General features: G+C 70.5%; 21 protein-coding genes. 3 read left to right on the top strand and 18 right to left on the bottom strand.

The genetic code is table 11. The annotated features are described in order from the left end of the window. The 14 genes from BLW84_RS38015 to BLW84_RS37950 all read right to left on the bottom strand — a co-directional run. Positions 1 to 261: helix-turn-helix domain-containing protein (locus BLW84_RS38015; RefSeq protein ID WP_177226915.1), on the bottom strand; the 261-nt coding region annotated here is incomplete at its 3' end. Between the two features lie 289 nt (positions 262 to 550). After that, positions 551 to 2,863, bottom strand: a complete 2,313-nt coding sequence (locus BLW84_RS38010) for a RelA/SpoT family protein (protein WP_093275939.1) — start codon at positions 2,861 to 2,863, stop codon at positions 551 to 553. A 222-nt stretch (positions 2,864 to 3,085) separates the two neighbouring features. Then, on the bottom strand, positions 3,086 to 3,652 hold the full coding sequence (locus tag BLW84_RS38005; RefSeq protein WP_093275936.1) for an adenine phosphoribosyltransferase: 567 nt from the start codon (positions 3,650 to 3,652) through the stop codon (positions 3,086 to 3,088). Next, on the bottom strand, positions 3,649 to 4,812 hold the full coding sequence (secF, locus tag BLW84_RS38000) for a protein translocase subunit SecF (RefSeq protein WP_093275930.1): 1,164 nt from the start codon (positions 4,810 to 4,812) through the stop codon (positions 3,649 to 3,651). Before secF ends, BLW84_RS38005 begins: the two co-directional genes overlap by 4 nt. Continuing rightward, positions 4,809 to 6,368, bottom strand: coding sequence for a protein translocase subunit SecD (secD, locus tag BLW84_RS37995; protein WP_093275922.1), 1,560 nt, complete (start codon positions 6,366 to 6,368; stop codon positions 4,809 to 4,811). The genes secF and secD overlap by 4 nt, the downstream gene beginning before the upstream one ends. 374 nt (positions 6,369 to 6,742) lie before the next feature. After that, positions 6,743 to 7,135 (bottom strand): preprotein translocase subunit YajC, encoded by a 393-nt coding sequence (yajC, locus tag BLW84_RS37990; protein ID WP_093275919.1) that lies wholly within the window; start codon positions 7,133 to 7,135, stop codon positions 6,743 to 6,745. Positions 7,136 to 7,461: 326 nt separating this feature from the next. Continuing rightward, on the bottom strand, positions 7,462 to 8,532 hold the full coding sequence (gene ruvB / locus BLW84_RS37985) for a Holliday junction branch migration DNA helicase RuvB (RefSeq protein WP_093275916.1): 1,071 nt from the start codon (positions 8,530 to 8,532) through the stop codon (positions 7,462 to 7,464). A gap of 10 nt (positions 8,533 to 8,542) precedes the next feature. After that, complete coding sequence (ruvA, locus tag BLW84_RS37980) at positions 8,543 to 9,142, bottom strand: Holliday junction branch migration protein RuvA (RefSeq protein ID WP_093275913.1); 600 nt, start codon at positions 9,140 to 9,142, stop codon at positions 8,543 to 8,545. A gap of 139 nt (positions 9,143 to 9,281) precedes the next feature. Next, positions 9,282 to 9,854, bottom strand: coding sequence for a crossover junction endodeoxyribonuclease RuvC (ruvC, locus tag BLW84_RS37975; protein ID WP_093275911.1), 573 nt, complete (start codon positions 9,852 to 9,854; stop codon positions 9,282 to 9,284). 157 nt (positions 9,855 to 10,011) lie between these two features. Then, complete coding sequence (locus BLW84_RS37970) at positions 10,012 to 10,479, bottom strand: DUF4262 domain-containing protein (RefSeq protein ID WP_177226916.1); 468 nt, start codon at positions 10,477 to 10,479, stop codon at positions 10,012 to 10,014. Between the two features lie 227 nt (positions 10,480 to 10,706). Next, positions 10,707 to 11,459: a YebC/PmpR family DNA-binding transcriptional regulator gene (locus BLW84_RS37965; protein ID WP_093275908.1), complete on the bottom strand. Its 753-nt coding sequence runs from the start codon at positions 11,457 to 11,459 to the stop codon at positions 10,707 to 10,709. A 15-nt stretch (positions 11,460 to 11,474) separates the two neighbouring features. Continuing rightward, the gene (gene pdxT / locus BLW84_RS37960; RefSeq protein ID WP_093275906.1) at positions 11,475 to 12,143 is read right to left on the bottom strand and encodes a pyridoxal 5'-phosphate synthase glutaminase subunit PdxT; all 669 of its coding nucleotides are present in this window, start codon (positions 12,141 to 12,143) and stop codon (positions 11,475 to 11,477) included. Positions 12,144 to 12,218: 75 nt separating this feature from the next. Beyond that, positions 12,219 to 12,530 (bottom strand): AzlD domain-containing protein, encoded by a 312-nt coding sequence (locus BLW84_RS37955; RefSeq protein ID WP_093275902.1) that lies wholly within the window; start codon positions 12,528 to 12,530, stop codon positions 12,219 to 12,221. Continuing rightward, positions 12,527 to 13,234: an AzlC family ABC transporter permease gene (locus tag BLW84_RS37950; protein WP_143061246.1), complete on the bottom strand. Its 708-nt coding sequence runs from the start codon at positions 13,232 to 13,234 to the stop codon at positions 12,527 to 12,529. The genes BLW84_RS37955 and BLW84_RS37950 overlap by 4 nt, the downstream gene beginning before the upstream one ends. 69 nt (positions 13,235 to 13,303) lie before the next feature. Here BLW84_RS37950 and BLW84_RS37945 point away from each other — a divergent pair, with 69 nt between their 5' ends. Beyond that, a complete protein-coding gene (locus BLW84_RS37945; protein ID WP_093275899.1) occupies positions 13,304 to 13,876 on the top strand; it encodes a helix-turn-helix domain-containing protein in 573 nt (190 codons plus the stop codon). Between the two features lie 33 nt (positions 13,877 to 13,909). Here BLW84_RS37945 and pdxS read toward each other — a convergent pair whose 3' ends face one another. After that, on the bottom strand, positions 13,910 to 14,827 hold the full coding sequence (gene pdxS, locus BLW84_RS37940) for a pyridoxal 5'-phosphate synthase lyase subunit PdxS (protein WP_093275897.1): 918 nt from the start codon (positions 14,825 to 14,827) through the stop codon (positions 13,910 to 13,912). Between the two features lie 208 nt (positions 14,828 to 15,035). On the opposite strand from pdxS, the gene BLW84_RS37935 reads away from it, so the two are divergent. After that, complete coding sequence (locus tag BLW84_RS37935; protein ID WP_093275895.1) at positions 15,036 to 17,150, top strand: elongation factor G-like protein EF-G2; 2,115 nt, start codon at positions 15,036 to 15,038, stop codon at positions 17,148 to 17,150. An 87-nt stretch (positions 17,151 to 17,237) separates the two neighbouring features. Here the strand turns inward: BLW84_RS37935 and pgsA are convergent, their stop codons facing one another. Beyond that, on the bottom strand, positions 17,238 to 17,843 hold the full coding sequence (gene pgsA / locus BLW84_RS37930; protein WP_093275893.1) for a phosphatidylinositol phosphate synthase: 606 nt from the start codon (positions 17,841 to 17,843) through the stop codon (positions 17,238 to 17,240). Between the two features lie 184 nt (positions 17,844 to 18,027). Between pgsA and BLW84_RS37925 the strand changes: the two genes are divergently transcribed. Beyond that, the gene (locus BLW84_RS37925) at positions 18,028 to 18,555 is read left to right on the top strand and encodes a YceI family protein (protein ID WP_093275890.1); all 528 of its coding nucleotides are present in this window, start codon (positions 18,028 to 18,030) and stop codon (positions 18,553 to 18,555) included. Positions 18,556 to 18,644: 89 nt separating this feature from the next. On the opposite strand, the gene BLW84_RS37920 is transcribed toward BLW84_RS37925, so the two are convergent. Further along, positions 18,645 to 19,220, bottom strand: a complete 576-nt coding sequence (locus BLW84_RS37920; RefSeq protein WP_093275888.1) for an HIT family protein — start codon at positions 19,218 to 19,220, stop codon at positions 18,645 to 18,647. Beyond that, positions 19,217 to 21,232 (bottom strand): threonine--tRNA ligase, encoded by a 2,016-nt coding sequence (gene thrS / locus BLW84_RS37915; RefSeq protein ID WP_093275885.1) that lies wholly within the window; start codon positions 21,230 to 21,232, stop codon positions 19,217 to 19,219. Before thrS ends, BLW84_RS37920 begins: the two co-directional genes overlap by 4 nt. Positions 21,233 to 21,322 lie beyond the last annotated feature (90 nt).

The following is a 21,322-nucleotide window of genomic DNA, read 5'->3' as shown; positions in this document are numbered from 1 at the left end:
CAGCTTCGGCGACGACAGATCGAACTCACAAGCGAGATCGGTCTTCGTCTCACCAGCAAGGAAACGCCGCACCACCTCGAGCTTGAACTCGACGGTGAAAACCCGCCTGGACGGCTTACTCACCAGCGCCGCACCCCCGCGAACCCGCCACCGGCCATACAACCGGGCCACCGCCGGGCGAGACACACCAAGCCTGGTCGCGACCGCACGATCCGCCCAACCGTCATCGAACAACCCTACCGCCGCGGCACGCTGCTCCACGCTCAACGAACTTCGCCCAGCCATACAACCGCTCCCCGGAGATCGGAACTGAATTCCTCAGTCCAACCTCCGGGGACCAGTTCAGAGAGTCGGGGGCACCCCTCCGCGTCTTCCACGATGCGGAGCCCGGATCTCACCCCACCCGATTTTGCCTAAAATTGGATCCCACCGAGCGCCAAGCTCCGGCCGCGATTCCGTGTGAGCGCCCAATTTTAGGCAAAATCGGAAGCCTCTTGAGTTTCCGGCTGGTGGTTGGCCGCCCAATTTTAGGCAAAATCGGGAAACGCCTTCACGCCGCGGAGGTCACGCGGTAGACGTCGTAGACGCCCTCGATGTTGCGGACCGCCTTGAGGACGTGGCCCAGGTGCTTCGGGTCGCCCATCTCGAAGGAGAAGCGGCTCACCGCCACCCGGTCCTTCGACGTGGTCACCGACGCCGACAGGATGTTCACCCGCTCGTCCGCCAGCACCTTGGTCACGTCGGAGAGCAGCCGGTGCCGGTCCAGGGCCTCGACCTGGATCGCGACCAGGAACACCGACGACGCCGACGGCGCCCAGTGCACCTCGACCAGCCGCTCGGGCGTACGGCGCAGGTCGTCGGCGTTGGTGCAGTCCGTGCGGTGCACGCTGACCCAACCGCCGCGGGTCACGAAGCCGAGGATCTCGTCGCCCGGAACCGGCGTGCAGCAGCGCGCCAGCTTCGCCCACACGTCCCCGGCGTCCTTGACCACGACGCCGGAGTCGCCGCTGCTGCGGCGCTTGCCGCGCAACGTCGACGGCGTCGATCGCTCCGCGATCTCGTCGGCCGCCTGCTCCGGACCGCCGATGAACGCCACGAGGCGCTGCACCAGGTGCTGCGCCGAGAGCTGCTTCTCCCCCACCGCCGCGTACAGGCCGGTGACGTCCACGTAGTGCAGCTCGCGGGCCACCGCGCCGAGCGTTTCCGCCGACACGAAGCGCTGCAGCGGCAGGCCGAGCCGCCGGATCTCCTTGGCGATCAGCTCCTTGCCGGACTCGATCGCCTCCTCGCGGCGCTCCTTGGCGAACCACTGCTTGATCTTCGCCTTGGCCCGCGGCGAGGCCACGAACGACAGCCAGTCGCGACTCGGGCCGGACCCCTCCGCCTTGGAGGTGAAGATCTCGACGACCTCGCCGTTCTCCAGCTTGCGCTCCAGCGCCACCAGCCGGCCGTTGACGCGGGCGCCGATGCAGCGGTGGCCGACCTCGGTGTGCACCGCGTAGGCGAAGTCCACCGGGGTCGAGCCGGACGGCAGCGTGATCACGTCGCCCTTCGGCGTGAAGACGAAGATCTCCCTGGTCGCCAGGTCGTAGCGCAGCGACTCCAGGAACTCGCCCGGGTCCGCGGCCTCCCGCTGCCAGTCGAGCAGCTGCCGCATCCACGCCATCTCGTCGACCTCGACCGACTGCCCAGCGCCGTTGCGTCCCTTGGTCTCCTTGTACCGCCAGTGCGCCGCGATGCCGTACTCGGCGGTGCGGTGCATCTCGTGGGTGCGGATCTGCACCTCCAGCGGCTTGCCCTCCGGGCCGATCACCGTGGTGTGCAGCGACTGGTAGACCCCGAACCGGGGCTGCGCGATGTAGTCCTTGAAACGGCCGGGCATCGGCTGCCACAGCGCGTGCACCACGCCCATCGCGGCGTAGCAGTCGCGGACCTCGTCGACCAGGATCCGCACGCCCACCAGGTCGTGGATGTCGTCGAAGTCGCGGCCTCGCACGATCATCTTCTGGTGGATGGAGTAGTAGTGCTTCGGGCGGCCCTGCACCTTCGCGGCCAGCCGCGCGGTGTCGAGCTGGTGCGACAGCTCGTCGATGACGGTGCGCAGGTAGGTGTCGCGGGACGGCGCGCGGTTGGCCACCAGGCGCACGATCTCGTCGTACTTCTTGGGCTGCAGGATGGCGAACGCCAGGTCCTCCAGCTCCCACTTGATGGTGGCCATGCCCAGCCGGTGCGCGAGCGGCGCCAGCACCTCGAGGGTCTCCCGCGCCTTGCGGGCCTGCTTCTCCGGCGGCAGGAAGCGCATGGTGCGCATGTTGTGCAGCCGGTCGGCGAGCTTGATCACCAGCACCCGCGGGTCACGGGCCATCGCGATGATCATCTTGCGGATGGTCTCGGCCTCGGCGGCGGCGCCCAGCTTGACCTTGTCCAGCTTGGTGACCCCGTCGACCAGGTGCGCGACCTCGTCGCCGAACTCGGCGCCGAGCTTCTCCAGCGAGTAGTCGGTGTCCTCGACGGTGTCGTGCAGCAGACCGGCGACCAGGGTGGTGGTGTCCATGCCGAGCTCGGCGAGGATCGTCGCGACCGCCAGCGGATGCGTGATGTACGGGTCGCCGGACTTGCGCCGCTGACTGCTGTGCTTCTCCTCGGCGACGTCGTACGCGCGCTGCAGCAGCGCGAGGTCGGCCTGCGGGTGCAGCTCACGGTGCACCGTCGCCAGCGGTTCCAGCACCTGCTTGACCGCGGTGGCACGCTGCGCCGTGATCCTCCTGGCCAGCCGGGCCCGGACGCGACGCGTCGCAGAGGCGGCCCGCGGCTCGGCAACCGGGTCGGCTGCCGAGGCAGGGGATTCGACGTGTTGGCTCACCGCACGCTCCCGGGCTCGTGGTGCTCTCGTCCCAGGTCCGGGGGACCCGGACACTGAGAATAACGCCATCCGAGCGACGGACCTTCCCAGGTGTCGGTGTGATACGCCCAGCGGTCACCTGGCGCAGGTGAAAGACGAGCGAACTTCAGCCGCACCGATCAGCGACGAAAGCGCCGCCCGCGTCCCGGTGACCGGGTCGCGGGAGGCGCTCACCTCGTCGGATCAGGCCCGCAGCAGGGCCCGGACGGTTTCGCCCATGATCTTGTCACGGCCTTCGAGAGCCGTGAGTTCGAGCACGACGGCCGCCGCCGCGACCTCCGCATCGGCCTGGCGGACCAAGCGGCACGCCGCGCCCAGGGTTCCGCCGGTGGCCAGGACGTCGTCCACGATCAGCACCCGCTGACCGGCGCGCAGCGTGTCCGCCGGGAGCTCGAGCGTGGCGCGGCCGTACTCCAGCGTGTAGTCGACCCGGTCCGCCACCGCTGGGAGCTTGCCGGGCTTGCGGAGCCCGATCACGCCCGTGCCGAACTCCTGCGCGACCGCCGCGCCGACCAGGAAGCCGCGCGCCTCCACGCCGGCCACCACGTCGAACTCGATGTCCCGGCCCAGCGCCGACACCACGGCGTTGAGCCCGGCGCCGTCGGCGAGCAGCGGGCTGATGTCGCGGAACAGGACTCCCGGCTCGGGGAAGTCCGGCACCTCGCGGATCAGGCCGACCGCCTGCCGGAGCGCATCGTCGGTCGCATCGGTCACCTGCACGGAACTGGCCGTCTCCTCCACCGCGGTCAACGCCGCCTCTTCCCGGACGGGCGGCCGGCCTTGGCGCCGGGACGCCCACCGCGCGGGGCCGTGCCCGCCGCGACCGCGTGCTTCGGCTCGGCCGGGGCGTCCTCGCCCGCTGCCTTGACGGCGGCGCGCTCGCGGCGCTGCCGCACCTTCGCCGCGTGCTCGCGGTACTTCGGGTCGCGCATCTTGAAGTCCACCAGCAGCGGCGTGGCCAGGAAGATCGACGACACCACGCCGGTGATCATGCCGACCATCTGCACCAGCGCCAGGTCCTGCAGCACGCCGACGCCGAGCAGCCCGGCGCCCACCACGAGCAGCCCGATCACCGGCAGCAACGCGATCACCGAGGTGTTGATCGAGCGCATCAGGGTCTGGTTGACCGCCAGGTTCGCCCCCTCGCCGTAGGTGCGGCGGGTCAGCCCGAGCAGGCCGCGCGTGTTCTCCTTGACCTTGTCGAAGACCACCACCGTGTCGTACAGCGAGAACCCGAGGATGGTCAGCAGGCCGATGACCGTGCTGGGCGTGACCTCGAAGCCGACCAGCGAGTAGATGCCCGCGGTGACCACGACGTCGTGCAGCAGCGCGACCAGCGCCGCCACCGCCATCCACTTCTCGAAGTAGAACGCCAGGAAGATCGTGACCAGCACCAGGAACACGCCCAGTGCGATCAGCGCCTGCTGCGTGATCTCACCGCCCCAGGTGCCGCTGACCGCGCTGTCGCTGATGACCTGCTCGCTCGGCCGGCCCTGCACGTCCAGCGGCTGCACCTGGGTGAACAGCGTCTGCTTGACGGCCGCCACCTGCGCCGGGGTCAGCGAGGAGGAGCGGATCTGGATGCTCTGGTTGGCCCCGGCGCCGACGATCTGCACGGTCTCGGCCGGGTGGCCCAGCGCCTCTTGGAACGCGTTCTGCACCTGGTCGGTCTGGATCGGGCCCTGGGCGCCGACGGCGGGCAGCTGGAGCTTGGTGCCGCCCTCGAAGTCGATGCCGAGGTTGAAGCCCTTGAAGCCGATGGCGCCAAGGCAGACGAGCACGAGCAGGCCCAGCGAGATGTACCACCGGGCGCGCTTGCCGACGATGTCGAAGGCCCCGGTACCGGTGTAGAGGCGGTGGAAGACGCTTTCGCGCCGTGCGCCTTCGGTTCCTGGAGTCGTCACCTTCACGCCTCCTTGGCGGTGGTCGCGGCGGCCTTGCGGGCGGCCCGGTTCTGGTCACCGAGCCGTTGCACCGCCCCCAGGCCGGAGACCGAGGGCTTGGACATGAACTTGTTCTTCGAGGCGAGCATCACCAGCGGATGCGTGACGAGGAAGACCACGACCAGGTCCAGCACCGTCGACATGCCGAGGGTGAAGGCGAAGCCCTTCACCTGGCCGACGGCGAGCACGTACAGCACGGCGGCGGCCAGGAAGCTGACCGCGTCGGCGGACAGGATCGTGCGCCGGGCCCGCGTCCAGGCGCGCGGCACGGCCGAGCGGAACGTGCGGCCCTCGCGGATCTCGTCCTTGAGCCGTTCGAAGAACACGATGAACGAGTCGGCGGTGATGCCGATCGCGACGATGAAACCGGCGATGCCGGCCAGGTCGAGGGTGAAGCCGACCCAGCGGCCGAGCAGCACCAGCACGCCGTAGACCACGCCGCCGGAGAGCACCAGCGACAAGACGGTCAGGATGCCCAGCAGCCGGTAGTAGAGCAGGCAGTACACCGCGACCAGGATCAGGCCGATGCCACCGGCGATCAGGCCGGCCTCCAGCGAGGCCACGCCGAGGGTCGCGGAGACCGTCTCGGCCTCGGACTGGTCGAAGGCCAGCGGCAGCGAGCCGTACTTGAGGACGTTGGCCAGGTCGGTGGCGCTCTCCTGGTTGAACTGCCCGCTGATGCTGGCGTTGCCGCCGAGCAGGGCCTGGTTGATCTGCGGGGCCGACACGACCTCGGTGTCCAGCACGAACGCGGCCTGCTGGCCGACGTTGGCGGAGGTGAAGTCGGCCCAGACCTTGGCGCCCTCGCTCTTGAAGTCCAGCGACACCGTCCAGCCCGGCTGCCCGGACTGCGGGTTCGGCGGCACGGCCTGCGAGTTCGCGATCTCCTTGCCCGGCAGGAACACCGGCTCCAGCAGGTACTTCTGCTGGCCCTCGCGGTCGCAGGTCACCAGCGGCAGCTTCGGGTCGTCGTTGCCGCGCAGCGGGTCCTCGGCGGCGCAGTTCAGCGTCTGCAGCGCCTGCATCTGGACGTTCGGGTCGGTGCTCTGCCGGAGCGCCTTCGCCTCGTCGATGGCCTTCTGCTGGTCGCCCGGGCCCTGCTGCTGCGCGACCTGCGGGGTGGTCCCCGCCGGCGGCTGCGCCGCGGGCACCGCGTTGACGACCTTGCGGAAGTTCAGCTCGGCGGTCTGCCCCAGCTGCTTGGCTTCCTCACCGCCCTCGCCCGGCACGGTGATCACCAGGTTGTTGCCGTCCCGGGTCACCTCGGAGCCGCTGATGCCCATGCCGTTGACGCGGGTCTCGATGATCTGCCGCGCCTGGTTCAGCGCCTCGTTGGTGGGCGGCTGACCGTCCGGCGTGCGGGCCGTCAGCGTCACGCGGGTGCCGCCCTGGAGGTCGATCCCGAGCTTCGGCGTCGGCTTGCCGTCACCGGTGAAGAACACCAGTGCGTACAGCCCCACGACGATCAGCGCGAAGATCGCCAGATAACGCCCTGGGCGAATTTGCCCGGCCGGAGGTGCCACGGTGCGTCAGTCTCCTGTCCACGTTCCGTATCAGGTGCGCGGTCGGTTCGCGTAGGCGTCGCCTACCGAACTGCGCAAGCTGCGGCGAGCGGTTCCGCCGCTCGACGCCAACCTACAGCCGGGCTCGCCAGGTTCCCCGATCGGCGCGATCTGTTGGCGATCTTCGCCACCATCGGTGGCGATTCGCCGAATTCCTTCACTTCAGTCTGACAGGCCGGGCGCGGACTCCGGCGATCCGGGTGGCAACCGTGCGTTGATCTACGACTACGCACGGACGCGGGCCCGGAAACCCGGTGCCCGCGTCGCGACCTGGCGGCGACGAACCCCGCCCGCCGGGCGCCCTTCGGCGCCCGGGGGAGGCGTTGCGCCTGCTGTCAGTTGGTCTTCTGCTTCTCGATCGGCTCGGCGATCTCGGCCTTCGACTCGGGGACCACGGCCTCGGCCGTGGCCTCCTCGGTCTTCGTCGACTCGGTCGACTCCGCCGGCTCGGCGGCCGGGGCGCTGTCGGTGACGACCTTCTCGCGGACCGCGGCGCGCACCCAGGTCGTGGTCATGCCCGGGGCGAGCTCCAGGTCGATGGAGTCGTCGCTGGTGGCGACGACCTTGCCGAACACGCCGGAGGTGGTCATCACCTTGTCGCCCGGCTCGATCGAGTTCTGCAGCTTCTGCTGCTCGGCCACGGCGCGTTTCTGCTTGCGGGCCTGCAGGAACAGCGGCACCGCCAGCAGGACGATCAGCAGCGGAAGAATCAGGGATTGGAGGTCCATCGTGCTCCGTTCAGCGGACGCTTCGGGGCCCAGCCCTCGCAGTACTGCGCCCGAATTGTTCGGATGTTCTGCCCCAGTGTGCCAGGTCAACTCGGGTCGACGTCCTCTCCCGCTGGGAACCAGGAGAGTCTCCCCGCTCTCGCGCGGGGCGCGGTTCGTGCCTGCCGCGCGGCACACCACCCGTTCGGCGGTGCCGCCTCGCGCGGCTCACCACACCGAGCGGGACGTGAGGAGGATAACGTCACGCCGCAAGCACGGACCAGCACCCCGGCTGCGAGCCGATGGCTGGGCGAGGCACACAGTATCGGCGATTTGTCACTATTGGATCACTCGGCGAAGAGGTCGGTCTGCGCCTCGCCGGGCGCGTGCTCCGGCGGCGTGAGGCCCACGTGCTGCCACGCGGCGACCGTCGCGACCCGGCCGCGCGGGGTGCGGGCGATCATGCCCGCGCGCACCAGGTAGGGCTCGCAGACCTCCTCGACCGTGCTCGGCTCCTCGCCGACCGCGACCGCCAGCGTCGAGATCCCCACCGGGCCACCGTGGAAGGACTTGACCAGCGCGGCGAGCACGGCCCGGTCCAGCCGGTCCAGGCCCATCTCGTCGACGTCGTAGACGGCCAGCGCGGCGCGCGCGACCTCGCGGTCGACCACACCGTCCGCGCGCACCTCCGCGAAGTCGCGGACCCGCCGCAGCAGCCGGTTGGCGATCCGCGGCGTGCCGCGGGACCGGCGGGCGATCTCGGTCGCCCCGTCGTCGCGCAGTTCCACGCCCAGGATCCCGGCCGAGCGGCGCACCACCAGCTCCAGCTCCGCCGCGGAGTAGAACTCCATGTGCGCGGTGAAGCCGAACCGGTCGCGCAGCGGGCCGGTCAGCGCGCCGGACCGGGTGGTGGCCCCGACCAACGTGAACGGGGCCAGCTCCAGCGGGATGCTGGTCGCCCCCGGCCCCTTGCCGACCACGATGTCCACCCGGTAGTCCTCCATCGCCAGGTAGAGCATCTCCTCGGCGGGCCGGGCGATCCGGTGGATCTCGTCGATGAACAGCACGTCGCCCTCGGCGAGGTTGGACAGCATCGCCGCCAGGTCGCCGGGGCGTTCCAGCGCCGGGCCGGAGGTGACCCGGATCGAGGCGCCCAGCTCCGTCGCCATGATCATCGACAGGCTGGTCTTGCCCAGCCCGGGCGGGCCGGAGAACAGCACGTGGTCGGGCTGTTCGCCGCGCTTGAGCGCGCCGTGCAGGACCAGCTCCAGTTGCTCGCGCACGCGGGCCTGGCCCACGAACTCGCTCAGCTTGCGCGGGCGCAGCGTCGTCTCGACGTCCTGATCGCCCAGGTCCTGCTGCGGGGTCAGGGCGACGCCGTCACCGGACGGCGGCCAGTCGTCGTTGTCCTCGTGCATCAGGCCGGCCTCACTTCGGGCCCAGCGTGGCCAGCGCCTTGCGCAGCACCGCCGAGGTTTCCAGGTCGCCGTTGCCGGCGGCCAGCACCGCCTCGACGCTCTGCTCGGCCTGCTTCGCCGAGAAGCCCAGCCCCACCAGCGCCTCGGAGACCTCGGAGCGCACCCGGCCGCGATCCGCCGTGGCAGCCGGTCCGGCCGTGGCCCCGGCCACCACGCCGACCTTGTCGCGCAGCTCCAGGATCAGCCGCTCCGCGCTCTTCTTGCCGATGCCGGGCACCTGGGTGAGCACCGTCAGGTTGCCGTCGGCCAGCGCGTGGCAGAGCTGGTCTGGCGCGAGCACCGCGAGGGTGGCCAGCGCGAGCCGCGGGCCGACCCCGGAGGCCGTCTGCAGCAGCACGAAGAGGTCGCGGGCCTCGGCGTCGGTGAAGCCGTAGAGCGTCAGCGAGTCCTCGCGCACGATCAGCGACGTCCACAGCCGCGCTTCCTCGCCGCGGCGCAGGACGGCCAGCGTCACCGGGGTGGCGTGCACCGCCATGCCCACGCCGCCGACTTCGATCACGGCGTGGTCCAGCCCGATGGACAGCACCGGACCCCGGACCGTGGAGATCATCGGGAAACCCTTCCTGTTCGGGTCAAAGCCTGTTCACGGGCTCAATTTGCGTAGCGGAACCTCAGATGACGTCTGAGAACCCGCCGGTGGTCCACCTTGCCCACGGGGGCCAAGCGGCTTCGTCGCGTCAGGACGAACATCACGATCTCCGAGTGGCTTGCGCGGCGGCCTTCAGCCTGGCGCGGTGGTTCCGGGCGAGCTCGGCCGCCCTGGCCTCCGCCTCGGCGAGCCGGGCGGCCATCGGGGCGCGCCAGATGTGGCAGACCGCGAGCGCCAGCGCGTCGGCGGCGTCGGCCGGCTTGGGCGCTTCGGCCAGCCCGAGGATCTTGGTGATCATCATGGTGACCTGGCGCTTGTCGGCGCGGCCGGAACCGCTGACGGCGGCCTTGACCTCGCTGGGCGTGTGGAAGGCGACCGGCAGCTTGCGGCGGGCGGCCGCCAGCGCCACGACGCCCGAGACCTGCGCGGTGCCCATCACGGTGCGCACGTTGTGCTGGCTGAAGACCCGCTCGATCGCCACCACCTCGGGGCGGTGCGCGTCCAGCCACTGCTCCACCACTTCGGACACCGCCAGCAGCCGGCTGGACAGCTCGTCCTCCGGCGGGGTGCGCGCCACGCCGACCGCGACGCAGGCGACCTCGCGGCCGCGACCGCCGTCGACCACGCCGAGGCCGCAGCGGGTCAGCCCGGGGTCGACTCCCAGCACGCGCACGACGCCACCTGCTCCCGCCTGATGAACATTCGTTCGAACCCTATCGAACCGCCGCCGCCCGCGACCACACCGACACGCACGCGCCTCACCCGACCGGGTCAGATCGCGAGAAATCAGCCATCGGGTGGACGTCGCCGCCCCGAGGCGCCGTCGCCGGTCAGGGGCCGTCGGTCCCGGGCGTCCAGGATTCCGGGAGGCCGCTGTCGGTCAGGACCGGCTGGTACTCGCGGAAGCCGCCCGGCGCGTCGGGCTGCCACGGGAACTTGCCGCCGTCCGGGCTGGAGGCGATCAGCTGCACCGCCGGGAAGTCCGGCCCGTTGTAGACCAGGAACGCGCTGCCCAGGTACTCCGGGTAGTGCTGCAGCGCGACCTTCTCGAAGGTCACCGGGCAGCCCTGCAGGAAGCCGTCGTAGAGCTGCCCCGGCTGGAACCGCTCGCCGTCGCCGACCCGCTGCACGTAGGTGTTGACCACCGCGTGCGCGACCTCCTTGGGCAGACCGATCACGACGACCTCGGGTTTGCCGAAGCGTCGCCACGCGCCGACCGAGAACGCGTACGCCGCGCCGATGTCGTCGCCCGCCACGTGCATCACCGCGGCCCCGTGCTTGTCCGCGGTGTTCACCATCCACTTGCGCAGAGCCTCATCCGTGTCGACCACGGCGCCATTCTGCCTGCGGCACAGATCGGCTCCCGCCGCCACCCGGGTCGCGGCCACTGTGGACACCCGCAGGAGTGACCCGAGCACGCCGCGTGTCGGCCGGCTCCCCTGGCCGACGAAAGCGACCGGCCCCCAACTTGGGGGCCGGTCGCTCCATCGATCACGGGCGGTGGCGATGCCGCCGCTCGCACGGGTTACGCGTTGACCTCTTCGAGCACCGCGTCCGACACGTCGAAGTTGGCGAAGACGTTCTGCACGTCGTCGCAGTCCTCGAGGGCGTCGATCAGCTTGAAGATCTTGCGGGCCGCGTCGGCGTCGAGCTCGACGTTGACCGAGGCCAGGAAGTTCGCCTCCGCCGAGTCGTACTCGATGCCCGCCGCCTGCAGCGCCTTGCGCACCTCGACCAGGTCGGTCGGGTCGGCCAGGATCTCGTAGCTGTCACCGAGGTCGTTGATCTCCTCGGCACCTGCTTCCAGCACCGCAGAGAGCACGTCGTCCTCGCTGAGCCCGTTCTTCGGCAGCAGCACGACGCCCTTGCGGTTGAACATGTAGGACACCGAGCCCGCGTCGGCCATCGAGCCGCCGTTGCGGGTCATCGCGGTGCGCACCTCGCCCGCGGCGCGGTTGCGGTTGTCGGTCAGGCACTCCACCAGCACTGCGACGCCGTTGGGGCCGTAGCCCTCGTACATGATCGTCTGCCAGTCGGCGCCGCCGGCCTCTTCCCCGGCGCCGCGCTTGCGGGCGCGCTCGATGTTGTCCATCGGGACCGAGTTCTTGCGCGCCTTCTGGATGGCGTCGTACAGGGTCGGGTTGCCCTCGGGATCGCCCCCGCCGGTACGGGCGGCAACCTCGATGTTCTTGATCAGCTTCGCGAAGAGCTTGCCGCGCTTGGCGTCGACGGCGGCCTTCTTGTGCTTGGTGGTGGCCCACTTGGAGTGGCCGCTCATCTCTCCTCCGTCTTTCTACGCCTGCGCCGCGGAACCGAGCCGCGCGCGGACGATCTGTACGAAATAGCGGTGCACGCGCTCGTCGCCGCCGACCAGCTCCGGATGGAAAGCGGTGGCGAGCACCGGTCCCTGCTGAACCGCGACGATCCTACCGGCGGCCGCATCCCGCCCGGTGGCGTCCGGGTCATCGGGGGCCGTGCCGGGCACCTCGGCCAGCACTTGGACGTCCGCACCGACCTTCTCGACCCACGGTGCGCGGATGAACACCGCGTGTACCGGGCCGTCCGGAATGCCGGCGAATTCCAGGTCGGTTTCGAAGGAATCGACCTGCCTGCCGAAGGCGTTGCGCCGCACGACGACGTCCAGCGCACCCAGCGGGCGGACCGCCGGCAGTTCCCGGTCCTCGCCGACCACCTCGCGGGACAACATGATCATCCCGGCGCACGAGCCGTACGCGGGCAGGCCCGCCGCGAGGCGTTCGCGCAGCGGCTCGTAGAGCTCGAAGGTGTCGAGCAGGCGGGTCATGGTGGTCGACTCGCCGCCCGGCAGCACGATGCCCTGCACCGCCGCCAGCTCCTCCGCTCGGCGGACCGGCCGGGCGTCGGCCCCGCTGCGCTCCAGCGCGGCCAGGTGCTCGGCGACGCCGCCTTGCAGAGCGAGGACTCCGATCACGGGTTTCGTCACGGTTCCGATTCTCCTGCACTTCCGTCCACAACCGAAGCCGGGATGCGCCGCCCGCGAGCGCCCGGCAGTTCCGACCTACCCCGCCAGGCCGGTGAGGCGCAGCAGGGCCGTGGTGGCCGCCGCGGCGGCCACCACCAGCACGAACGGCGCCCGCCGCCAGGCCAGCACGCCGCCGACCGCGACGCCCGCGAAGCGGGCCCAGCCGGCGAAGCCGCCGGACTCGAACGCGGTGCTGGTGGCGACGAACGCGCCGAGCAGCACGATCGCGGCGATCGACAGCAGCTGCTCCACCCGCTCGGAGATCTGGATCCGGCCGCGCAGCAGCGGGCCGGCCAGCCGCATGGCGTAGGTGCCGGCGGCCAGCGCGAAGATCACGCCGAGTGTCATCGGGTCTCCTCCCCCACCAGTCGCTTCGGCAGCGGCAGCGCGGCGGCGAGGCCGACCAGCGCGGCCATCACCGGCAGACCCTCGGGCAGCACCGGGGTGGTCACCAAGGCCACGAACACGCCCACCGCGACCGCCCGCAGGGTCCGGAACTCCCGCAGCGACGGCATGATCAGGGCCAGCAGGGCGGCGGGCATCGCCGCATCCAGGCCGAACGCCCCCGGATCGCCGACGCTCTGACCGAGCAGCCCACCGAGGAACACCGAGGGCGCCCAGGCGCAGTACAGGGCGATGCCGGTCAGCCAGTACGCGCGCTTCTTTTCCGCCGTGGTCTCCTGCGCCAGCGCGAACGCCACGGATTCGTCGACCATCAGGTGGCTGCCGATCAGCCGGCTCGGCCAGCCGCGGTCCAGCAGGCCGCCGACCGCCATGCCGAACGGGAGGTGGCGGGCGTTGAGCATCAGGCCGCCGAGGACCGCCGTGACCGGGGCGGCGCCCGCGGCGACCAGGCCGACCGCCATGAACTCCGAGCCACCGGCGAACACGACCGCGCCCATCAGCGTGATCATCCACAGCGGCACGCCCTTGCTCACCGCGATGGCGCCGAGCGACGCGCCGACGATGGCCATCGCCAGGGCCATCGACAGCACGTCGCGCACCAGCGCGTCCCGCCAGAATCCCGCTCGCGTTCGCTCTAACGTACTCACGTTCGTTATCCTGAACACCAAGGGCGTTGTTCGTCAAACCGAATTCAAGGACCGACAGAGCGAACAGGCATGAGTGAGACCGAGAACACGGCGGCCGCGCCGCCGCTGGAGACCATCGCCGCCTCCCTGCGCCGCGAACGCGACCGCGCCGGGCTGACCCTCACCGAGCTCGCCCGGCGCGCCGGAATCGCGAAATCCACCCTGTCGCAGCTCGAATCCGGCACCGGCAACCCCAGCGTGGAAACGCTCTGGGCGCTGGGCGTGGCCCTGGGCGTGCCGTTCAGCAGGCTCGTCGACCCGCCGACGCCGCAGGTGCGGGTCGTGCGGGCCGGACAAGTCCCGCTCGTGCGCTCGGAGCAGTCGACCTACGCCGCGGCGCTGCTGTCCTCCGGCCGCTCCGGAGCCCGCCGAGACCTCTACGTCCTCGAACTGGAGCCGGGCGGGGTCCGCCACGCGGACGCCCACATCCCGGGCTCCGTCGAGCACGTCGTCCTCACCTCCGGACGCTTGCTGGCAGGCCCGGCGGAGAACCCGGTGGAGCTCGAGGTCGGCGACTACGTCTCCTTCTCCGGCGACGTGCCCCACGTCTACGAAGCCCTCGAACCGGGCACCCGGGCGGTCCTCGTCATGGAGCACGCCTGACCTGCGGCCGGAGACGCCCCGGCCGCACCGGGGTCACCAGCCGCGCTGGGCGTAACGCTGCTGCTCGGTGAGGTCGTCGAGGTTGATGCCGACCATCGCTTCGCCGAGGCCCCGGGAGACCTTCGCGATCACGTCCGGGTCGTCGTAGAACGTCGTCGCCTTGACGATCGCCTCGGCGCGCTTCGCCGGGTCGCCGGACTTGAAGATGCCCGAGCCGACGAAGACGCCCTCCGCGCCCAGCTGGCGCATCATCGCCGCGTCCGCCGGGGTCGCGATGCCGCCCGCGGTGAACAGCACGACCGGCAGCTGCCCGGTCCTGGCGATCTCCTGGACCAGCTGCACCGGGGCGCGCAGCTCCTTCGCCGCGACGTAGAGCTCGTCCTCGCCGAGCACCGACAGCCGCCGGATGTCGGCCCGGATCTGCCGCATGTGCCGGGTCGCTTCCACGACGTTGCCGGTGCCGGCCTCGCCCTTGGAACGGATCATCGCCGCGCCCTCGGAGATCCGCCGCAGCGCCTCGCCGAGGTTGGTCGCGCCGCACACGAACGGCACGGTGTAGGCCCACTTGTCGATGTGGTTGACCTCGTCGGCCGGGGTGAGCACCTCGGATTCGTCGATGTAGTCCACGCCCAGCGCCTGGAGGACCTGCGCCTCGACGAAGTGGCCGATGCGCGCCTTGGCCATCACCGGGATGGAGACGGCGTCGATGATGCCCTCGATCATGTCCGGGTCGGACATCCGGGCCACGCCGCCCTGGACGCGGATGTCGGCGGGCACCCGCTCCAGCGCCATCACCGCGACCGCACCGGCGGCCTCGGCGATCTTGGCCTGCTCGGGCGTCACCACGTCCATGATCACGCCACCCTTGAGCATTTCTGCCATTCCGCGCTTGACCCCGTCAGTGCCGGTCCGGGCGTTGTTGGCGGTGTCCTTGGCGTCGACGGTAGTCACCTTCGGCCTTCCTGTCGTCCTGCTCTGCCGCGACCAGGCTATTCCCGAACTGGACCATTTCCACGGTCCACTAACCGCGATTTCCGGTAGTCCACTTCTCCAGTGGCCACGTCACTCCCATGCCGGGTGACCACCGCCCTTGCACGACCCGAACACGAGGTGTGTGATCGGAGACACAGTCGGTCGCCGGGAGCTCGCAGGGGGACTCATGGGCACGAAGCAAAGCGGCACAGTAGGAGGGCCGGCGATTCCGGCCCCCTCAGATCCCGCGAAGATCCGCAACGTAGTGCTGGTCGGCCCGTCGGCCGCCGGCAAGACAACGATCGCCGAGGCGATGCTGGCCGCCACCTCGACGATTCCCAGATCGGGCAAGGTCACCGAGGGCACCACGGTGTGCGACCACGAGCCCGCCTCGATCGAGCAGCAGCGGTCCATCGGCCTGGCCATCGCGCCGATGAACCACGGCGACGTCAAGATCAACCTCATCGACACGCCCGGCTACGCGGACTTCGTCGGCGAACTGCGCGCCGGGCTGCGCGCGGCGGACGCCGCCCTGTTCGTCGTCTCGGCGACCGAAGGTGTCGACGCCGCGACCCGCGCGATCTGGCAGGAGTGCGCCGCGGTCGGCATGCCGCGCGCCGTGCTCATCGCCCGGCTGGACCAGCCGCGCGCCGACTTCGACACCGCGCTGCTGAGCTGCCAGGACGCGTTCGGCTCCGGCGTGCTGCCGCTGTACCTGCCGCACTTCGACTCCGGCGGCGAGTTCTTCGGCCTGATCGGCCTGCTCACCGAGCAGATCTACGAGCTCGGCGGCACCGTCTCCGCCGATGCGCGGGTGCGCGAGCAGATCGACCGGCCGCGCGGCGAGCTCATCGAGGCGATCATCGCCGAGAGCGAGGACGAGTCGCTGATGGACCGGTACCTCAACGGCGAGCAGATCGACGAGGACACGCTGATCGCCGACCTGGAGAAGGCCGTGGCCAAGGGCGGCCTGCACCCGGTGCTGCCGGTGTGCGCGCTGACCGGGGTCGGCATCCGCGAGGTGCTCGAAGGCATCCGGCGCGGCTTCCCGTCGCCGCTGGAGCACCCGCTACCGGAGTTCACCGACCCGCAGGGCCGCGATCCGCACCCGCTCACCCCGGATCCGGCGGGGCCGCTGGCGGCCGAGGTCGTGCACACCTCGGTCGACTCGTACGTGGGGCGCGTGTCGCTGGCCCGGGTGTTCTCCGGCACGATGCGCCCGGAGCGCCCGGTGCACGTCTCCGGGCACGGGATGGCGGAGCGCGGGCACCCGGACCACGACGAGGACGAGCGGATCGCGCACCTCTACTCGCCGCTGGGCGTGAACCTGCGCGAGGTGTCGCACTGCATCGCGGGTGACCTGTGCGCGCTGACCAAGATCGGCTCGGCCGAGACCGGCGACACGCTGTCCGACCCGTCCGATCCGCTGCTGCTCAAGCCGTGGCCGATGCCGGAACCGCTGCTGCCGATCGCGGTCACCGCGCACACCCGCAGCGACGAGGACGCGCTGGCGCGCAACCTCAACCGGCTGATCGCCGCCGACCCGAGCCTGCGGCTGGAGCGCGACAGCGAGACGCACCAGCTCGTGCTGTGGTGCATGGGCGAGGCGCACGCGGAGGTGGTGCTGCAACGGCTGCGCGAGGGCGGCGCCGAGGTCGACACGGTGCCGGTGCGGGTGCCCCTGCGGCAGACCTTCGCCCAGCCCGCCAAGGGCCACGGGCGGCACGTCAAGCAGTCCGGCGGGCACGGCCAGTACGCGGTGTGCGACGTCGAGGTGGAGCCGCTGCCGCGCGGTTCCGGCGTCGAGTTCACCGAGCGCGTGGTCGGCGGCGCGGTGCCGCGGCAGTTCATCCCGAGCGTGGAGAAGGGCGTGCGGGCGCAGATCGAGAAGGGCATCAACGAGGGCGCGCCGCTGGTGGACGTGCGGGTCACGCTGGTGGACGGCAAGGCGCACAGCGTCGACTCCTCCGACGCGGCGTTCCAGGCGGCGGGCGCGCTGGCGCTCAAGGCCGCCGCCGAGCAGGCGGGGCTGGTCACGCTGGAACCGGTCGACGAGGTCGCGGTGCGCATTCCCGACGAGCACCTCGGGGCCGTGCTGGGCGACCTGTCCAGCAGGCGCGGCAAGGTCGTCGGCACGGAGCCGGAGGACAGCGGGTGGACCGTGGTGCGCGCGCACGTGCCCGCGAGCGAGCTCGTGCGCTACGCGGTGAACGTGCGGTCGCTGAGCTCCGGCAGCGCGACCTTCACGCGGCAGTTCGAGAACTACGAGCCGATGCCGGAGTCCCTCATCCCGCAGAAGTGACCACCGCCCCGGTCGCGCGGTTCCGCGATTTCAATGGGAATCGGGTCTTCCCATTGGAATCGCGGCGAACCGGCCGGCGGGGCCGCGTCAGCGGTCGCGGTAGGAGGCGTGCACCGCGATCAGCCGCTGGGCGATCGTGACCAGCGACAGCACCACCAGCAGCCAGACCGCGACGTCCAGCACGTACGGCACGCCCAGGCCGTGCAGGCCGGTGCCGACCAGGACCACGAGGAACCGCTCGGCGCGCTCCGCGAGGCCGCCGTCGGCGCTGAGGCCGTTGGCCTCGGCGCGCGCCTTCACGTAGGAGATCACCTGGGCGCTCACCAGGCAGATCAGCAGTGCCAGGCCGCGCAGGTGGTTCACGTCGACGACCAGCGCCCACCACACCAGCGCGCCGAACAGCGCGCCGTCGACCAGCCGGTCGCAGCTCGCATCCAGCACGCCGCCGAACCGCGTCGCCTTGCCGCCGGCCCGCGCCATCGCGCCGTCGAGGATGTCGAAGAGCAGGAACACCGCGACCACCACGGTGCCCACGAACAGCTGGCCGCGCGGGAAGAACCACATCGCCGCACCGGCGCTGGCCACCGTGCCGGTCACCGTGACCGCGTTCGGCGACAGCCCGAGGCGGACCAACCCCGCGCCGATCGGGTCGGTCAGTCGCGAAATGGAAGCCCGCGCGAAGATGTTGAGCATTGCGTGAAGTGTCAGCCGCCTGTGCACCGAGTGTCGTTTCCTGCAGATTAGTCGCCGCTGATCAATCGCACGGCATGTGTGCGGGAACAGCTGGGCGCAGTGACTGCGAACACAGGCGGAATAATTGAAGTTTCAATCTTGTTCTTCCGGGCGAACTTCCACTTCGTTCTCCCCTGGAGGAAGCATGACCGCAACCGCGCAGATCCCCGGCTACGTCGCGGGCACCTGGGACATCGACACCGTGCACTCGGACATCCAGTTCACCGTGCGACACATGGGCGTCGGCAAGTCCCGTGGCCGGTTCGGCGCGTTCCAGGGCGAGATCGTCACCTCGGCGGACCCGCTGGAGTCGACCGTCACCGCCACCATCGACACCGCGTCGATCGACACCGGCAACGCCGACCGCGACGCGCACGTGCGCAACGCCGACTTCCTCGACGCGGAGCAGTTCCCCACCGCGACCTTCCGCTCCACCGGCGTCCGCCAGGACGGCGAGGACTTCGTGATCGACGGCGAGTTCACCCTGCACGGCGTCACCAAGCCGGTGTCGCTGGAGACCGAGCTGGGCGGCTTCACCGAGGACGGCCTGCTGGGCCTGTCCGGCAAGGTGGTCCTCAACCGCACCGACTTCGGCGTCGGCCCGGCCGGCGGCGCGCTGGTCGGCGAGAAGATCACCATCACGCTCGACATCGAGGCCAAGCTCCGCGGCTGAGCGACGACGGCACAACGGGCCGAGGACGATCACGTCCTCGGCCCGTTGCCGTCCGGGAGCAGTTTCAATTGAAACTGCGGACCACCCGGTCAGTCCACTTCGGACCAGGCGGTGGCCAGCAGCCGGCGGGTCTCGCCGAGCAGCTGCGGCAGCACCTTCGTGTGGCCGATGACCGGCATGAAGTTCGAGTCGCCGCCCCAGCGGGGCACCACGTGCTGGTGCAGGTGCGCCGCGATGCCCGCACCCGCCACCGGCCCCTGGTTGAGCCCGATGTTGAACCCGTGCGGCGCGGAAACCCGCCGGATCACCCGCATCGCCCGCTGCGTGTACTCCGCGACCGCCACCGTCTCCGCCGTGCTGAGCTCGGTGTAGTCGGCCACGTGCCGGTACGGCAGCACCATCAGGTGCCCCGGGTTGTACGGGTACAGGTTGAGGATCGCGAAGACCAGATCGTCGCGCGCGACGATCAGCGTCTCGTCGTCCGGCCGTCCCGAGTCGAGCAGCCGGCAGAACGGGCAGCCGTCGCTGTCGTCGCCTTCCGGCTTGTTCTCGCCCTGGATGTAGGCCATCCGGTGCGGGGTCCACAGCCGCTGCAACGCGTCCGGCACCCCGACACCCTGCTGCTCGGTCAGCTCCACGCCCTCCGGGCCGCGAACTCCGCTCACGCCCGCTCCGCCAGGAAGTTCTCCGCGGTCGGCGAGGCGTTCTCGCGGCGCCCGATCCAGTCCTCCAGCGCGGCCACCGCGGCGTCCACCGGCACGCCGTTGATCTGGCTGCCATCGCGGAACCGGAACGACACCGCGTCGGCCTCCACGTCCTTGCCGCCGGCCAGCAGCAGGAACGGCACCTTCTGCGTGGTGTGGGTGCGGATCTTCTTCTGCATGCGGTCGTCGCTGGTGTCGACGTCGATGCGGATTCCCTTGGCGCGCAACGCCTTCGCCACCCGCTGCAGGTGCTCGACGTGCTCGTCGGCGATCGGGATGCCGACCACCTGCTGCGGCGCCAGCCAGGCCGGGAAGGCGCCCGCGTAGTGCTCGGTCAGCACGCCGAAGAACCGCTCGATCGTGCCGAACAGCGCGCGGTGGATCTTGATTGGGCGCTGCTTGCTGCCGTCGGGCGCGGTGTACTCCAGGTTGAACAGGTCCGGCAGGTGGTAGTCGACCTGGATGGTCGACATCTGCCAGCTGCGGCCCAGCGCGTCCTTGACCTGCACGGAGATCTTCGGGCCGTAGAACGCGGCCCCGCCCGGGTCCGGCACCAGCTCCAGGCCGGACTCCTCGGCGGCGGTGCGCAGCGCCTCGGTGGCCACCGCCCAGCTCTCGTCGCTGCCGACGTACTTCTCGTCGTTGCGGGTGGACAGCTCCAGGTAGAAGTCGTCCAGGCCGTAGTCGCGCAGCAGGTCCAGCACGAAGCCCAGCAGCGACTTCAGCTCTTCCTGCAGCTGGTCCGGGGTACAGTAGATGTGCGCGTCGTCCTGCGTCATGCCGCGCACCCGGGTCAGGCCGTGCACCACGCCCGACTTCTCGTACCGGTACACCGACCCGAACTCGAACAGCCGCAGCGGCAGCTCCCGGTAGGAGCGCCCGCGCGAGCGGAAGATCAGGTTGTGGAACGGGCAGTTCATCGGCTTGAGGTAGTAGTCGACGCCCGGCTTGCGCAGCTCACCGTTGGCGTCGCGCTCCTCGTCGAGGTGCATCGCCGGGAACATGCCGTCCTTGTACCAGTCCAGGTGCCCGGAGGTCTTGAACAGCGTGTCCTTGGTGATGTGCGGAGTGTTGACGAACTCGTAGCCCGCCTGCTCGTGCCGCTTGCGGGAGTAGTCCTCCATCTCGCGCCGGATGATGCCGCCCTTGGGGTGGAACACCGGCAGCCCGGAGCCGATCTCGTCCGGGAAGGAGAACAGGTCCAGCTCCGCGCCGAGCCGCCGGTGGTCGCGGCGCTCGGCCTCGGCCAGCCACTCCAGGTGCTCGTCGAGTTTCTCCTTGGACTCCCAGGCCGTGCCGTAGACCCGCTGCAGCTGCTGGTTGTTCTGGTTGCCCCGCCAGTACGCGGCGGCGACCCGCATCAGCTTGACCGCCGGGATGAACCGGGTGTGCGGCACGTGCGGGCCGCGGCACAGGTCACCCCAGATGACCTCGCCGTGCCGGTCGATGTTGTCGTAGACGGTCAGCTCGCCGCCGCCGACCTCCATCACCTCGCTGGTGTCCACATCGGACTTGATGTCCACCAGCTCCAGCTTGTACGGCTCGCTCGCCAGCTCCTCCTTGGCGGCCTCGACCGACTCCAGGCGGCGGCGGGAGAACTTCTGCCCGGACTTGATGATCTGCTTCATGCGCTTCTCCAGCGCCTGCAGGTCTTCCGGGGTGAAGGGGCGGTCGACGTCGAAGTCGTAGTAGAAGCCGTCCCGGACCGGCGGGCCGATGCCCAGCTTCGCGTCGGGGAAGAGGTTCTGCACCGCCTGGGCCAGCACGTGCGCCGCGGAGTGCCGGATGACGCTGCGGCCGTCCTCGGTGTCGGCGGCGACCGCCTCCACCTCGACGTCGGCGTCCGGCGCCCACGCGAGGTCGCGAAGGTCGCCCTCGGCGTCGCGGACCACCACGATCGCGTCCGGCCCCTTCGACGGCAGCCCTGCCTCGGCGACCGCCGCGCCCGCAGTAGTGCCCGCCGGAACCTTCACCCGGAGAGCTTGTTGAGCTTGGGAAGGCTGTACGGACACGATCACTCCTAGGCTGGGCCGGCCGCGGACCGGCGCGGATACTCTTCGGAT

This window comes from Saccharopolyspora shandongensis (assembly GCF_900106995.1).
Taxonomy (GTDB): Bacteria; Actinomycetota; Actinomycetes; order Mycobacteriales; family Pseudonocardiaceae; genus Saccharopolyspora; species Saccharopolyspora shandongensis.
This window is presented reverse-complemented; position numbering and strand designations above follow the sequence as displayed.

Bases quoted from the DNA above. Each gene is read 5' to 3' on its own strand.
- yajC (WP_093275919.1), bottom strand. From the start codon at position 7,135: ATGGACCTCCAATCCCTGATTCTTCCGCTGCTGATCGTCCTGCTGGCG.
- ruvB (WP_093275916.1), bottom strand. From the start codon at position 8,532: ATGCACGAGGACAACGACGACTGGCCGCCGTCCGGTGACGGCGTCGCC.
- ruvA (WP_093275913.1), bottom strand. From the start codon at position 9,142: ATGATCTCCACGGTCCGGGGTCCGGTGCTGTCCATCGGGCTGGACCAC.
- BLW84_RS37970 (WP_177226916.1), bottom strand. From the start codon at position 10,479: ATGGTGAACACCGCGGACAAGCACGGGGCCGCGGTGATGCACGTGGCG.
- BLW84_RS37965 (WP_093275908.1), bottom strand. From the start codon at position 11,459: ATGAGCGGCCACTCCAAGTGGGCCACCACCAAGCACAAGAAGGCCGCC.
- BLW84_RS37955 (WP_093275902.1), bottom strand. From the start codon at position 12,530: ATGACACTCGGCGTGATCTTCGCGCTGGCCGCCGGCACCTACGCCATG.
- BLW84_RS37945 (WP_093275899.1), top strand. From the start codon at position 13,304: ATGAGTGAGACCGAGAACACGGCGGCCGCGCCGCCGCTGGAGACCATC.
- BLW84_RS37935 (WP_093275895.1), top strand. From the start codon at position 15,036: ATGGGCACGAAGCAAAGCGGCACAGTAGGAGGGCCGGCGATTCCGGCC.
- pgsA (WP_093275893.1), bottom strand. From the start codon at position 17,843: ATGCTCAACATCTTCGCGCGGGCTTCCATTTCGCGACTGACCGACCCG.
- BLW84_RS37925 (WP_093275890.1), top strand. From the start codon at position 18,028: ATGACCGCAACCGCGCAGATCCCCGGCTACGTCGCGGGCACCTGGGAC.